This is a genomic window from Desmospora activa DSM 45169, assembly GCF_003046315.1.
GTDB classification, from domain to species: Bacteria; Bacillota; Bacilli; order Thermoactinomycetales; family DSM-45169; genus Desmospora; species Desmospora activa.
Window position 1 is genome coordinate 1,875,349 of record NZ_PZZP01000001.1, and the last position, 14,480, is coordinate 1,889,828.

The 14,480-nt window shown below is 47.4% G+C and carries 13 protein-coding genes and 1 tRNA gene; 6 read left to right on the forward strand and 8 right to left on the reverse strand.

Going from position 1 to position 14,480, the window contains the following annotated elements:
- The first annotated feature begins 752 nt into the window (after nt 1-752).
- Together C8J48_RS09125 and C8J48_RS09130 are read left to right on the forward strand one after the other, a co-directional pair.
- Nucleotides 753-6,332, forward strand: coding sequence for a DNRLRE domain-containing protein (locus tag C8J48_RS09125; protein ID WP_107726117.1), 5,580 nt, complete (start codon nt 753-755; stop codon nt 6,330-6,332).
- A 164-nt stretch (nt 6,333-6,496) separates the two neighbouring features.
- On the forward strand, nt 6,497-6,754 hold the full coding sequence (locus tag C8J48_RS09130) for a hypothetical protein (RefSeq protein ID WP_107726119.1): 258 nt from the start codon (nt 6,497-6,499) through the stop codon (nt 6,752-6,754).
- A gap of 114 nt (nt 6,755-6,868) precedes the next feature.
- Here C8J48_RS09130 and C8J48_RS09135 read toward each other — a convergent pair whose 3' ends face one another.
- From C8J48_RS09135 to C8J48_RS09150, 4 genes are all read right to left on the reverse strand, one after another.
- Entirely contained in the window at nt 6,869-7,885 is a 1,017-nt protein-coding gene (locus tag C8J48_RS09135) for an N-acetylmuramoyl-L-alanine amidase (protein ID WP_170105323.1), read from the reverse strand.
- A gap of 216 nt (nt 7,886-8,101) precedes the next feature.
- Nucleotides 8,102-8,419, reverse strand: coding sequence for a hypothetical protein (locus C8J48_RS09140; protein ID WP_107726123.1), 318 nt, complete (start codon nt 8,417-8,419; stop codon nt 8,102-8,104).
- Between the two features lie 93 nt (nt 8,420-8,512).
- Nucleotides 8,513-8,782, reverse strand: a complete 270-nt coding sequence (locus tag C8J48_RS09145; protein WP_146160469.1) for a hypothetical protein — start codon at nt 8,780-8,782, stop codon at nt 8,513-8,515.
- Between the two features lie 57 nt (nt 8,783-8,839).
- A complete protein-coding gene (locus C8J48_RS09150) occupies nt 8,840-10,318 on the reverse strand; it encodes a right-handed parallel beta-helix repeat-containing protein (protein ID WP_170105325.1) in 1,479 nt (492 codons plus the stop codon).
- Here C8J48_RS09150 and C8J48_RS18735 point away from each other — a divergent pair.
- Nucleotides 10,293-10,541, forward strand: a complete 249-nt coding sequence (locus C8J48_RS18735) for a hypothetical protein (protein WP_170105327.1) — start codon at nt 10,293-10,295, stop codon at nt 10,539-10,541. The genes C8J48_RS09150 and C8J48_RS18735 overlap by 26 nt on opposite strands.
- On the forward strand, nt 10,538-11,683 hold the full coding sequence (locus tag C8J48_RS09155; RefSeq protein ID WP_107726129.1) for a site-specific integrase: 1,146 nt from the start codon (nt 10,538-10,540) through the stop codon (nt 11,681-11,683). The genes C8J48_RS18735 and C8J48_RS09155 overlap by 4 nt, the downstream gene beginning before the upstream one ends.
- Nucleotides 11,684-11,779: 96 nt before the next feature.
- Here C8J48_RS09155 and C8J48_RS09160 read toward each other — a convergent pair.
- Together C8J48_RS09160 and C8J48_RS09165 are read right to left on the reverse strand one after the other, a co-directional pair.
- Nucleotides 11,780-11,855, reverse strand: a tRNA-Ala gene (locus C8J48_RS09160).
- Between the two features lie 291 nt (nt 11,856-12,146).
- Nucleotides 12,147-12,791: an MBL fold metallo-hydrolase gene (locus tag C8J48_RS09165; RefSeq protein ID WP_245891202.1), complete on the reverse strand. Its 645-nt coding sequence runs from the start codon at nt 12,789-12,791 to the stop codon at nt 12,147-12,149.
- Nucleotides 12,792-12,895: 104 nt separating this feature from the next.
- Between C8J48_RS09165 and C8J48_RS09170 the strand changes: the two genes are divergently transcribed.
- Together C8J48_RS09170 and C8J48_RS19365 are read left to right on the forward strand one after the other, a co-directional pair.
- A complete protein-coding gene (locus tag C8J48_RS09170; protein ID WP_245891105.1) occupies nt 12,896-13,471 on the forward strand; it encodes a YhcN/YlaJ family sporulation lipoprotein in 576 nt (191 codons plus the stop codon).
- 130 nt (nt 13,472-13,601) lie between these two features.
- Nucleotides 13,602-13,766, forward strand: a complete 165-nt coding sequence (locus tag C8J48_RS19365; protein WP_107726133.1) for a DUF2197 domain-containing protein — start codon at nt 13,602-13,604, stop codon at nt 13,764-13,766.
- 3 nt (nt 13,767-13,769) lie between these two features.
- Here the strand turns inward: C8J48_RS19365 and C8J48_RS09180 are convergent, their stop codons facing one another.
- Together C8J48_RS09180 and C8J48_RS09185 are read right to left on the reverse strand one after the other, a co-directional pair.
- Nucleotides 13,770-14,069: a hypothetical protein gene (locus tag C8J48_RS09180; protein WP_107726134.1), complete on the reverse strand. Its 300-nt coding sequence runs from the start codon at nt 14,067-14,069 to the stop codon at nt 13,770-13,772.
- Between the two features lie 116 nt (nt 14,070-14,185).
- Nucleotides 14,186-14,476, reverse strand: coding sequence for a YlaH-like family protein (locus C8J48_RS09185; protein ID WP_107726137.1), 291 nt, complete (start codon nt 14,474-14,476; stop codon nt 14,186-14,188).
- Nucleotides 14,477-14,480: the final 4 nt, after the last annotated feature.

Here is a 14,480-nt window from a genome sequence, read left to right on the forward strand (position 1 = left end):
CCGACAAAGATTCGTAAGTTTCGCTGCTGCACCTTTGTGACCACTTCTTTCATACTCGCGATGATCTGATCCGCATCAGCGTTTCCGAAAATATCATTAATGCCTTGAGTGTGTATTACAATCGAAATATAACAAAAAACCCCCGATATCTCGAAGGTTTTTGGTGGTGGAGCATAGCGGGCTCGAACCGCTGACCTCTACACTGCCAGTGTAGATTATCATATTTCTTCTTGATCACCTCCATGATATGGAGGCTTATTTTGTGCACTTATTGAGGGTTTTCCTTGTTTGAAAATGCCTCTAATTAACTCTAATTTACTGTAGTGTGTGGTCAAAATGTGGTCAATGTGGTCGAGGAACAAAATACGAACTGACCCCTGGCTCTCTCCCCATTTTACTTAAAAGCAGATCACTCAGATTGATCTATGAAAATTATTTTATTCATATGAGGGGAAGTGGACAAAAAATGGCACTAAAATGCGAACAATAATATATTGGAATAGATTTAATTTGCTAATAGGGAGGCAATCATATACAACATCTGAATTAATTAAATGTGTGTAAAAAATATTTCTTTTAGGAGGAAAAAGTCGTAGTCCGTCGAATTATAGATATTTGTCTAAAGTGAGGTAAATTTTTCATTTCTTCATACTGGAATGAAAAACAATAATATTGGATTTAGAGGTGATTAAAGGAAAAACAAAACCCAATCTTGCCCATCTTACAACAAAATATGAGAGGAGAACAAACACATGTCTCAGAAGGTGATGAAACGTCTTTCATGGATTTCGATCATCGTCATTATCGCACTAGCTGGATCAACCCTGCTTCCGGATTATTCCCAGGCGTATGCGGCTAGTAAAGCAGCGGAGGAACGAAAAAACCAAAAGCAAGAGATTGTCGGAATGCGGACGGAAAATTCCAAAACCTACATCAAGGGTGACAATACATATGTTTTGGAAGAGTACCTAGAACCGATTCATTTTAAGGAAGGTGGGGAATGGGAAGAGATCGACAATGATATCCAATCCGTCACCGCCAATAAAGCAATGGATGAAGAACTCATCTATGAAAACAAAGCCAACCGTTACCGTGCCGGTTTTGCCACCGACAGTCGGGCAGATACCCTCCTGCGCTTTCAACTGGACAATGCAGCAGTTCAGTTTTCTCTAGTCGACGGTAAAGCGGTGAAGGCGGAGAAAAAGGACAACCAAATCGCCTACAACGACGTCTACCCAGACACTCACCTTGTCTACTATACGGACAACACCGGGGTTAAAGAGGAATGGATTCTCGACAAATACAACGGGCAATCCAAGCTGACAATGGCCTTTGAAACCGATGGCGTTGAGGCGAAAAAACAGAAGGACGGGTCCATTGATTTCGTGGATGAGAAGGGAGAAGCGCTTTTCTCCATCCCCCGTCCCTTCATGGTGGATAAAAACCTGCGCTATTCCGGGGATGTTCAATTTACCCTCCGGGAAGAGAAGGGCCAAACCTATCTCGACCTGGAATTGGATGAAAAGTGGCTACAAGATCCGGACCGCACCTATCCGGTGACGGTGGACCCCTCCCTGATCGTGCAAGGTTCCGACAAAACCAGGGACACCTTTGTCGGGGAGAAGGAGCCAACCCGAAACTTCGGCGCCCTCACCTACTTCACTGTCGGCAACAACCCCGACCATGGGAGAAGCCGTGCCTTGCTGAAGTTCGATTTGCAACCGATCCTCAGCAATGCAACCATTACCTCGGCTAAACTGAGTGTCTACCAGACCAACGCCTCGACCAAAGCAGAGCGGGAGAACCTGCACCCGATCACCGAAACCTGGACGGAAACCGGGGCCACCTGGAACAGACAGCCCCAGGTGGGAGCGGCTATCTCGAATCAGACGGTGACCGATGCCGATTGGTACGACTTCTTCCTGACTGCCCTGGCCCGTGACTGGTACAGCGGCAAAACCGCCAACCACGGTGTCTCCATCCGCCATGCCACGGAAACCAATGACCGCAAGTCCTATTTTTCCAGCGAATACGCCGCTGATCCAACCAGGAAGCCTAAGTTAACCATCACCTATACCATTGATCCTTTGGGCAAGGAAGAGTTCTGGACTACCGCAGCCTCCAACGTGAATACCTACAATGGAAACTTCTTCCTGTGCGATTGTTCCGAAACCCGGGATATCAATATCCCAGGGCGCGGCATTCCAGCAGCGGTAGAACGGGCTTACAACAGCCGCTCGACGGAAAGTGGAATCTTCGGCTACGGCTGGACCTCAAACTTGGAGCAACGTATCACGGATAACGGCCATGGTCCCTTGATTTATACCGATGGGGATTGGACGACCCATACCTTTATTCCTAACGGTAACGGTACTTATCAGGCTCCACCGGGGATTCATTTTGAGTTAACGAAAAAAAGTGGCTATATCCTGGAGGATAAAGAGCAAACGAAATACCAGTTTAATACCGCTGGTCGTCTTACCTCCATCACCGATGCCAACAACAACAAGACGACTATTAGCTATACGGGAAGCAATCCCACCAGTATCACCGATGCATCTGGACGCAAGGTCAATCTTACTTTTAACACAAGTAACCGCGTCACTAAGGTAACCGATCCGGCCAGTCGCACGACGGAATACACTTATGACAGCGCCGATAACCTCAAAACCGTAACCAAGAAAGATGCCGCCGGTAAAACCTTGTCCACTGTCACATACGGGTACGACGCCGATCACAACCTGACGTCAATCAAGGATGCCAACGGCAACGATAAAACGGTGGAATACGACAGCGAACAGCGGGTGAAACAACTCTCCGAACCCATCACCATCGACGGAGAGAAAAAACAAGCTAACACCGCTTTCCAGTACGACGCCACCAACAGACTCACCACCGTCACTAACCCTAAGGGAACCAAGACTGTTTACACCCATAACGAATACGCCAACGTTACCCAGATCACCCAGGATCCCAACGGGTTAAACATCAAGCAAACCTTTACCTACAACGACAAAAACGAACTGATCAGCGAAAAGGACGCCAATGCCAACGCAAACAACAGCGATGCCACCTACAACTATACCTACGATGACAACGGCAATTTAACCAGCGTTACCAATCCGCTGAAGGAAAAATCGACAACAGAATACGATGAGAACAACAACCCGATCAAGGTGACAGATCCAGAAGGAAACACGACTACCAACGAATTTGACGACAATGGTAATTTAACCTCCACCACGGACCCTGTGGAAAAATCCGCCGCCACCCGCGTGGATGATGTCGGCAATGTGATTGAAGAGACTGCCGCCATAAGCCCAGGGGTAAACCTGGCCCGCAACGGCAGCTTTGAAAAGGGAAGCGGCAGCCTGCCGGATGGATGGTACCAATTCCCGTCTACTTCAACCGCCGTCCGTTGGGCCAACGGTGGGCTGACGACCAACGGGATCACCTTGGGTGATAAGAGGATCGAGATTGTTAACCCGACTGAAGATACCCTGATCGGAAGCGGAAGCAACTATACCATCCCCTATGATTCTGAGCAAACCTACTTTGCCAGTGGGATCGTTCAGGTGGCAAACGCCCAGGGGAAAGCTGGAATCCAGATTACAGGCTATAATGACCAAAACCAAATCACCGGTCGGATCAAGTCCAACGAAATCAGCGGCACCCAGGGACCCATCCGCTTGCATGCGGTGGCAGAAGCGGGAGCGTTTCCGAAAGAGACCACCAAGCTTCGGGTTCGGGCCTACACTTTCCACAACAACGGTCAAACTGCTGGCACTTACCGCTTCGATGGCCTTCAGTTGGAGGAAGGTTTCCTCGGTGGGCATAACCTCCTGGAGAACTCCGGCATGGAACGGCCCAACGCCCAGAATGCCACTATTCCCGATGGATGGTTTATGTCCCCCTTGACCGGTCCCTCGGACACTCTGGTTACCACCGATGCCCACACGGGTCAACGATCTGTTCGATTGGTCGGAGAAGCCGGGAAATACAAATCGATCTACCAGGACATTCCCGTTAAAGGAAATGCGGGAGCCGTCTTTACCATCTCCGGCTTTTCCAAGGTGGAGAAACCTAATCCTAATGGTGGTATCTACGGCTACATTGTCAGAACCTACCTGGGATCGACGGAGCAGGAGACCTTCACCTACCATTTTGATAAGTCCAAATCCCACGACTGGCAACATCTCGCCCGTGAGATTAAAACAACAAAATCCTTTGACCGCATCCGAGTCCATTACCAATTCAGCGAACAATCCGGAAGGGCCTGGTTTGACACTGCCAAGGTGATCCCCGGATCAATTACTACAAAGTACGGATATGACAGCAACAAAAACTATCAGACGAAAACCACCGATCCGGAAGGGCGCGTCACCGAGTCGGGATATGATACCGTAGGGAACCAGACCAGCGAGAAAAAGGGATCTGACACCACCACCTTCGCCTATGACGGGGCTGATCGCCTTACCAAGGTAACCGATACCAAAAGGAATGAAACCAGCTACACCTACGACGGCAACGGCAACAAAACCAAGGTAACAAATGCTCGCGGCAAAGAGACCACCTATGAATACAACGAACAGGATCAGGTACGTAAAATCATTGATGCTCTAGGAGAGTCTGTTCTCTTTGCTTACGACATCAACGGCAACCTAACGAAGATGACCCAACCCAATGGCAACACGGTCGAATACGATTATGACGCTGTCGATCGACAAACGGCTATCTCCTACAACGGAGAGAAGAAGTATTCCTTTGAATACGACTCTAACAGCAACATCACAAAAGAGACGGATGAATCTAAGAGCCAATCCTCCACCTTCACCTATGATGATGACGATAAACTGAAGACGGTAAAGGAACCGAACAACAACCAAACCGATTATACCTACGACAAAAATGGTAACGTCACTGAACAAAAATTGACTGCTGGTAGTATGACCGTTACCCAAGGCTTTGGGTATAATGGCAATAACCAATTGACCCATGTCAAGGAAAGCAATAAAAACCGAGCGATCTATACCTACAACGAGAATAATCAAGTTGCCAGCCGCAAAAATGAAGACGGTACTATTAGCCTCTTCTACTACAACGGTGACGGTGACTTGGTAGAGCAAGTTGTATTCGACAAAAACGGAGAGCAGAAAGAATCCTATACCTACACCTACGACAACAAGGGGAATATCACCCGGTTAAAGGATTCTAAGGGTACAACGACATATGTGTATGACGAGCTGGAGCAGCTAACCAAGGAAACCCGCCCAGATGGAACGGTTACGGAATATACCTATGATGCTACCGGTAACCGTTTGACTAAGAAGGTAACTAAGGGCAGCAACACCACGACTACGAACTATACCTACGACGATGCCGACCAGTTGACTAAAGTGGATGGCCAAGCCTACTCCTATGACAAAAATGGTAACTTGACCAGTGACGGTAAACGAACCTATGTTTACGATGCGGAAAACCGTCTTACCACCGTTAAGGAAGGCGACAAAACCCTTGCCTCCTACACTTACCAGGCTGACGGCATGCGCAAGACCATGACCACGGGTTCCACAACTATAACGTTCCATTACGATGAGAACAACAACGTCACCTATGAGACCAACCAGAATAACCAAATCGTCGCCAGCTACACCTATGGAGCCAACAATGAACTGGTCAGTATGACCCGAGGCGGGAAGACATACTATTACCAAACCAACAACCGTGGCGATGTAACTGCCATAACCAACTCCACGGGAGCGGAAGTGGCGACGTATGAGTATGATGCCTTTGGGAAACTGCTGAAGGAAACGGGCACAGTGGAGAATCCTTATCGGTATGCAGGGTATCGGTATGATGAGGTAACGGGGCTGTATTATCTCCAGAGCCGATATTATAACCCGGATACAGGGCGGTTTTTAACAAGGGATTTGTTTGAGGGGTTTGAGGATGAGCCACTGAGTTTGAATAAGTATGCATATGCAAACAATAACCCAGTGAAATATATTGACCCAAATGGTATGGCAAAATGCAGCTATAAATACGTGACGACTCTGAAAGGAAGTACTAAAGTTCAAAAAATGCTCTTAAAGGTAGCTCTAGTCAGTTTAGGGGCGCTTTTTGGTGGGGGAATAGGAGGCTTTGCAATATCAGTATTAATGTCTGTTTTAGACGATATTCTCCCTCGTACTCAGTATGTAAAGACAAAAGTTTATCAAAAGATATGTGGCAAAAAACTTACTGCTAAGTATGTCGCTAGTTACTATAAAAAATCGAACTACACAGGTTACATCAGAACTAAAACAACGTATAGAACGGTTAATCTAAAATAAATTTGTATAATGGGAAAAAAGGGCGCCATGCGCTGGCGCCTATTTTTTCAAGTAAACTTGCATAATTGTAATGTATAATAAGACTGGCCACGAAATAGATTTTCATGAAGCCTGAAGATTGAATATCGTAAAACATACCTTTGCCTTTTAAGGAGGCGGTTAATTTGGGGAAAATCGAATGGAGTATAGAGAAAGTGAAATCATTAATCCAGATAATATGGCTAATTCCAACTATTGTATTAACCTCTATTTCTATAGTAACTGACAGTATGCTTTGGGTTGACATTGCAGTTATTCTTTTTGGACTGATGTTTTGCATTTTAGGAATAATAGATTTGAAAGTCGATAAAAAACGTTCACTGCTCTTGATAATTTCGGGATCAATTTGTGCATTAGCGAATCTAATTCGTTTGTTTGTATGATTTAACCAATGCTGGGGACCGGCACATTGATGTGGACTAATCTAGCTTTCACATAACAACAAGATTGAAATAACAAAGCCGGGTGGGATTACTCCCTTCCCGGCTTCGCTGTGTCTATCGTTGAATATTTACCGTATCCCCGGCTTTCACCATATCAGTAAACCACCTAACCGCACTGTCTTTCCGCTCAAAGGCGTGTTGCGGTTTTCCGTTAATCGTAACACGAATATACGGTTTCGCCCCCGGTTTCGAATCATCGGGAGCGGGCTTCGGTTCCTCCTTCTTCTCCCCAAACATCCGCCGCCAGTTTACGATCCCAACCTCACCGGTCACCTTGATGCCGTTTTTCTGCTGCCATTTCTTCAGTGTTTCTTCCGTTTTGGGTCCGAAGATACCTACTTGCCGCCCGTTGCGTGTCACTGGGGTAACTCCCAGAAAGAGTTGGACGGCCAAAATGTCGTTGCCCTCCATTTGCGGAATCACTCGTTTCAAGGTTCGAGTGAACCGCGCACCGTTGGGAGCGCTGTTCAACCGGTCTAATTCTTCCTTTGTCCACTTCGGAAAGGAGTCCGCTTTTTTGGGCAGCTTCAGGAAAGACGCAACCCCTTCCGCTGTGGCTCTCGCTAGACCGTCCTTAAATGATTCTTGTTTGAGCAAACTAGCCTCTCGTGCATTAGTGAGAAACAGATATTCAATCAGAATGGACGGGATGTTGTTGCTCGTCCGTAAAACACCCAGATTTGCCGCTTTCTTACCACGATCCGTAATACCATAGCCACGAAGGAATCTCATAACGGAAGCATGGACGGCATTTTGCAAAGCAATGTCATGGCTTTTTCCATTCGAAAACCGGAACGTCTCGAATCCGTTGGCGCTTGTGTTGGAAAAGGCATTGTTGTGAAAACTCAGAAATGCCTTAGCCCCCTTACGTTCCGCGATCCGTCCGCGTTCAGTGACTTCAATTAACGAATCACCGGTTCGTGTGTACTCTACGATACAATTCCACCCTTGAGTAAGATATTTGCCCACGCGTTTCGCTATATCCAGGCACCATGTTTTTTCAATGATGCCATTACCGCTTGCTCCCGGATCTTTTCCCCCATGCCCCGGATCGACGACAACTTTAATCATTGCTATCATCCCCTCTCTCTTGTTTCAGTAATTCCACACCCACAATAGGACGAGGTGTTTCCAAAATCCCAACAGAAAGCGGCCCTACATCTGCGGAGATCGCATAGACAGGCCGCCTTGATGGTTCCTTTTCTTTTTGAGGGCTATCCTCGGCAGCGGGAGGTTTGTTCTCTTGCTCCCTTGGCTTTGTATCCCTTGGTTTTGTAGGGGAAGGGGTCACACCCGGTCCCTGTTTTCCAGGTTCGCCCGAATAATTGCCTCGATCTCCTGCCGGCGGATTGTCCCTACCACTTCCTCCACTTCCTCCGGCATTTTCGGATCGGCGCCGCTGTTGCGGAATGTCGTCCAAGTGGCTAACAAGGTCAACACGGTCCCGGCGAACGTCGTTATTGCTGCGGCTGTCTCGTCGGGGATCGTTATTCCTACCAGTGCCAGCCCTTGCCGGATCGCGAGGAGAATCATCCCCACGACTGCCATCTGATGAGGCTTTTTCATGTTCAGAAACGCTCTTACTACCATTTTCAACTGATTCATTTTCTTCCCTCCCTGGGTTATAGGCCAGCCCCAACACTCCGATGAGCATGACAGAGAACGCCAGCCATGGGAACCAACGCGGCATCATCGGTATCACCCCTCTTTTTTGCCTTTCATCCACTGACGGATTTCAAGAATGCTCATCCTTTGCTCCTCTTGCACCCTCCTGATTTCTTGCATCCCCTCGACAAGATCATGGAGGGCTGCGGCCTGTTTTTCGTTATTACTCTGTGCCTTTGCGAGAGCTTGCCACAGTTGGGCAGTTACCTTCTTTTCTTCCTCCCACTCACGGGATAGCTGGGCAGCTTGGTCATTAACTTTTGTGTACAGAAAGACCAGAGCACTGGGCATCCATGCTTGCACCTCCTTTGCCCATCTCTGTGATGGAGGGACAACAAAAAAAGCGCCATGGCGCTCTCTTTACGTCCGGTTGCCGGCGGTGGTGATTGTACCAAGGCCGTTGTTCTGAAAATTGGCGACTTTACCACCGTTATAGCAATCATTATTGGTAATCATGTTCCCAACACAGGTGTTTGTCACACTGATCCCATAGTCCGTGTACGTACCCGCTCGGACCGTATTCCCCTGGATATTGTTGTTATGCGAATTAATAACAACCCGAATGTTGGCATGTCCGGCGCTGGCACCCGTACGTTGATTGTCTTTGCTCAAATTTCCACTAATCGTGTTTTCGCTGGCAGTAGCCAAGTAGATCCCATGCTGTGTACAGAATGTGACCGTATTGTTTGCGACCGTCGAATCTTCTGTATTGTAGAGACCAATTCCATGCAACCCACAAGTGCGGATAGAGTTTCCGATGAGAGTGATTCGATATGCATTCTCAATCCTGATACCGGTATCAGCCATATTGGACAGGTTATTCCCGGAAATAACCATGGTGGATGCTGTGCCATTGTCCGATTTCACATATATCCCATAACCGTTTGTACCGCCATCGGTAACCCGGATGATGTTGTTTGATACGACAGAATTAAAGGCACTGTCCACCATGACAATGCCGGCAAAGCATTGAGCGATGTAGTTGTTTTCTATAATACATCTTTCTGACTGATCAAAATGGATAGCGGCAGCCCTGACACCGTAAATGTGACAATTCAACAACCTGGTCGAATAATGAACGATATTATTGGTGGGTCGAACGCTTCTAACCGCACTACCCACTGTATCAAAACGACATCCCTCTATAGCCACATCGTGGCATACTGTCTGGTCATAGCTTCCATACCACGGAAACTGACCCTGATTTTCCGACGATGCTATTTGAATAGCTTCATCTTCCGAGTTTTCCAAATAACAATCCCTGACCCTGACATGATGTGAGCCGTGAATCTTGATGAAGTGACTACCAATCGGACAATCCACCATCTTTATTTTCTCAATAGTCACCCTGCGGCTGTGAGAAAAAGCAATCCCAGTACATCGATTCGGGAAAACGTACTTGTTCAGATTTAGGTTACCACCCTCGATAAAAACATCACTGATCCCGTTATAACCGGACACATTTGACCCCGGATCTAAAAGGAAGATGCAATCAATATCGTCGTTCCGTAGAATTGTGGTGTTTGCATCCATCTTAATCCTAGTCCCGGACTTCACCCGCAGGGTTCTCTGAATCCGGTAAGTTCCGCCGGGGATGTATACTTCTTTCCCACCTTGATCCAGGGCTTTTTGCAGGTAGGGGGATTCATCCGCCCGCGTGCCGTCCCCTTTGGCTCCGAAGTCTAGCACGTTGATCACACTGCTACCAAGTTTGTTCCAATCCGTCCATCGATCCTGATACCAGTGTCGGAACCACCCGCCAGTAAAGGGAGCGATATTTCCATGGACGTAGAAATACTGGGTGAAACGCAGGTTGCTTACTTTGTGGTTTAAAGACATACTGCAAGCGATCCTGGGTCGATTAGACGAACAGGGAGCCGGCATTAAGGGAATCAATGAACGTTTGGATCGGATCGAGGGGGATATTGCTCAAATAAAGGGAGACATTTCCGAACTTAAAAAAGGACAAGCAGACATACAAGAGGACATCCGAGTATTGGTTCGGGATATGGGTGAGCACGATTTTGAAATCCGAAAACTGAAGCGGAGGATGGCTGAGTGAAAGGATATTTCCGAAAGCGGGGAAAGACTTGGTCCTTTACCCTGGACATAGGGAAGGATGCCCAAAGTAAGCGAAAACAAAAGACTAAGGGTGGGTTTAAGACCAAGAAGGATGCAGAACGGGCATGCAATGAACTTATCAATCAAATCAACCGGGGAGAATACTTTGAACCAACTCAAGCCACTTTAAAGGAGTTTCTTCACGAGTGGCTTGAGTCTTCCGCCAAGCCATCTTTACGCCCCGGGACATTGGATACCCATCAAATCGTGATCGGTAAACACATTATCCCTGAACTGGGTAACATCAAGTTAACCAACTTGACCCCTGTTCACATTCAGAAATTTTATTCCAATAAGCTAGCAGCCGACTTGTCTGCTGAGTATGTCCGGTATATGCACTCCATACTCCGTAACTCATTGGGTCAAGCTGTTAAGTGGCAAATGATATCTAAGAATCCTGCGGAGTTGGTGACGCCACCGAAAATAACCGGGAAAGAAAAAACTACCTGGACGATCGAGGAAGCGAATCAGTTTCTCCGATACGTCGCAGAAAATGACGAACGTTTTTTCATTTCCTACCTCTTGGCGATCCACACCGGCATGAGGCAAGGAGAAATCCTGGGACTCCGGTGGAAAGATTGCGATCTGGATAATAACAGACTCAGTGTTATTCAAACATTATGCCGAACAAGCAAAGGACTTATTTTTCAAGAACCAAAGACCAAAGGTTCAAAACGCGTCATCGCCTTAACGGATGAGATCGTTGCCACCTTAAAAAAGTATAAAGCAACGCAAAACAGACATAAGCTTCTGCTCGGCACTGCTTACGAAGATCATGATCTTTTGGTCTGTACACTCGAGGGGAAACCAATTCACCCCCGAAACCTGCAACGGCATTTTCACCGTATGATTCAACAAGCTGAAGTTCCCAAGATTCGTTTCCACGATTTACGTCACACCCATGCAAGCATTATGTTACAGTTGGGCGAACATCCGAAAATCGTCAGCGAACGGTTAGGACACAGTAGAACCAGTATCACATTGGATATTTACAGCCATGTCATACCCAACCTTCAAGCTGAAGCGGCCAAAAAATTCGGAGACGCGATGAAGGGAAAAGACCAGAGAAAATCCAATGAATAAAACCAATGTGGTCAAAATGTGGTCAAACCCGTCTTTTCAAACTGAATACGGAGGTGGTTAAAGTAGAAAAACCCCCGATATCTCGAAGGTTTTTGGTGGTGGAGCATAGCGGGCTCGAACCGCTGACCTCTACACTGCCAGTGTAGCGCTCTCCCAGCTGAGCTAATGCCCCCTATTTTTTATTTATTATTTGTGGCGACAAAGATTATTATACCGAATCTGAGGAGAGAGTCAACCCTTTTTCATAAAAAAGATGCCGACTCTTTACAGCATCTTTTTCAAGAGAAGAGGATCGGGTATCACATGTTTGCTACAAAGATTTCACCTTCAAAAAATGGATGAGTTGGATTGTTAGACATGGGAGCCAAGGTAGCAGGAAGAGATCGTTACATCCGCAAAAAAACTCCTTGATTCCGTCGATAAGAATCTCCCACTTCTCAACATTAGCCAAAGCGGGAGAGTTTCACCCCATCATTCCATTCACAAAAGGATTACTCTCCTGTTCACGTCCAATGGTGGTTACGGGACCGTGGCCGGAATATACAACGGTTTCCTCCGGTAATTCCATCAACACGTCATGTATCGACATCATCAAGGTTGAATAATCGCCACCTGGTAAATCCGTACGGCCGATGGAACCGGCGAAGAGAACATCCCCGCTAAAAATCATTCCCTCCAACACAAACGAGATACTGCCGGGAGAATGGCCGGGTGTGTGAATCACCTCAAATTGTTCTCCTAACAGTTGCAGAATCTCTCCCCCTTGTAGGATATGTTCAGCAGGATTACAAACCACAGTTGCAACACCCGGAAACAAACTGGAGCCGTTTCGCTGTGGATCCGCTAACCACTCACTCTCTTCCTGGTGGATATATACCGGCGCTTTCGTTTGTGCTCGCACCTTCTCCAAACCACCGATATGGTCGAAATGAGCATGGGTCAATAAAATCGCTTCTACTTCTAACTCCATTTCTTTTATTCGCTTCAACAACGCCTCCGGCTCGCTCCCCGGATCGATAACGATGCCTTTTTTAGTCGGTTCATCAAAGACGAGATAAGCATTGGTTATAACAGGCCCCAGGGGATAGGTTTCCACTTGTAACAAGATTTTTCCCTCCATTTCATTATTAAGTGGACATCTTGAGACAGCGTACATGTTTTGGCGGTGACAGGCAACACTAGGAGCAACTAATCGGGAAAGGAAGGAAGGCCATGATTTTTCGTGTGTTCACCCTCATTTGCGCGGTTGGCCTCCTTTTTGGCTGCCAGCCTGCCAACAAGCCGCCTGCCAATGAATCAGCGCCTCCTAGAGATGAAGGACGCCATGTGGAGCGCGTACGCCAAACCGCACCAGATCCAACCCGCAAAAAAACACCCCAAGCCGTGGCGAATCGGTTGGTGCAAATCGCCACCCGCATGCCGCAAGTTCAAAATGCGGCTGCCGTATCTGCCGGTGGATTTACCATCGTCGGCCTTGATTTAGACCCCACGCTAGATCGGGGCAGGGCGGGAACGGTAAAATATTCTGTTGCCGAAGCGCTTAAAGCAGATCCGTATGGAAGCAACGCCTTGGTTACCGCCGATCCTGATCTTGTCCAGCGACTGCGGGAGTTGGCTGACGATGCACGTAAAGGGCGACCCATCGCAGGCTTGGCGGAGGAGTTGGCCGATATTGCCGGTCGCATTGTTCCACAACCGACCAAACAAGTTCCACGCAAAGAGGAGCGCCCCTCACGTGTAGATCAAGAGCGACAAAATCAGACCCGTCATCCCAAACCGGCACGGTAAACGAAGTTACCCCCTCGATAACCTTTTTAAAACGGTTCGGAGGTCGAAGGGTTCGCCCTTTGGCCGTCCGACCATTTCTTTCTTTTTATGATATCATCACAGTGTCAGCAAAAAGAAAGAAGGTGTTGCCATGAACACAACATGCATTTTATGCGACCAATCCTTTACCCCTCATCCTCAGCAACAAAAAAAGCTGCGAAAACATCCGCATCGACTTTTTCTATGTCCCGACTGTCACCGCCGGATTACAGAACGACTCCGCTCCAATCAGCCGCACCAATCAAAAGAAGAGTAATCTTTAGTCCTCTTGTGAATCGGAGGAAAAATTCTGGTTGTACTTAGGCTCCGTTTCAATACTGGTCAACAATTGTTTGACATGATCCCGCTCAAATCGGACTTCATGCTCACTCCCGGATTGTCGATAATGAACATGATACGCCTGTTTCTGCAATTGCACCTCGATCGCTTCTACACCGTGATCTACTTCTAGGATCTTGCGAAAAAAATGGGCGGTTTCCTCTGCAGATCGATCCTGTGGACGGGCATCCCATACTACTTTAATCTGAAGCCAGTTAAACAACGCCTCTTTTAATGTCATATCCCTCTCCCCTTCCCATTCTCTCTTGATTAGAAAAGAAGGCTGAGTTTCGATGACAAGAGCGGACCTAAAGAGTAACCGATTCCTTTCTCGTCAGCGAGCAAAACCGAATTCGTTCATTTTTTTCCTTTTGCATCCTCCGCATTCCTGTTTCCCGTCGCCATTCGGATACGGGCAACTGCAATCAGCAGAACTGTGACCAATAAGATCTCCAAGATGGGGAAACCCAACATAAACATCACCCAAAATAAGACACAGCCCAGCGCCAATACCAAGTAGACGACCGCCGCTTTTAAAATCGGAAGTTTGCGCGCAAACGCTACTTTATATACGATTGCCGTTAGCACCAGAATGACCAGATATCCAGCCCAGGGAGTTTGACGCAAAAAGGTGTGGATCGCTTCCATTCCC

Coding starts and splice junctions, on each gene's coding strand:
- C8J48_RS09125 (WP_107726117.1), top strand. CDS start 753: ATGTCTCAGAAGGTGATGAAACGTCTTTCATGGATTTCGATCATCGTC.
- C8J48_RS09135 (WP_170105323.1), bottom strand. CDS start 7,885: ATGATTAAAGTTGTCGTCGATCCGGGGCATGGGGGAAAAGATCCGGGA.
- C8J48_RS09140 (WP_107726123.1), bottom strand. CDS start 8,419: ATGAATCAGTTGAAAATGGTAGTAAGAGCGTTTCTGAACATGAAAAAG.
- C8J48_RS09150 (WP_170105325.1), bottom strand. CDS start 10,318: ATGTCTTTAAACCACAAAGTAAGCAACCTGCGTTTCACCCAGTATTTC.
- C8J48_RS09170 (WP_245891105.1), top strand. CDS start 12,896: ATGATTTTTCGTGTGTTCACCCTCATTTGCGCGGTTGGCCTCCTTTTT.
- C8J48_RS19365 (WP_107726133.1), top strand. CDS start 13,602: ATGAACACAACATGCATTTTATGCGACCAATCCTTTACCCCTCATCCT.
- C8J48_RS09180 (WP_107726134.1), bottom strand. CDS start 14,069: ATGACATTAAAAGAGGCGTTGTTTAACTGGCTTCAGATTAAAGTAGTA.
- C8J48_RS09185 (WP_107726137.1), bottom strand. CDS start 14,476: ATGGAAGCGATCCACACCTTTTTGCGTCAAACTCCCTGGGCTGGATAT.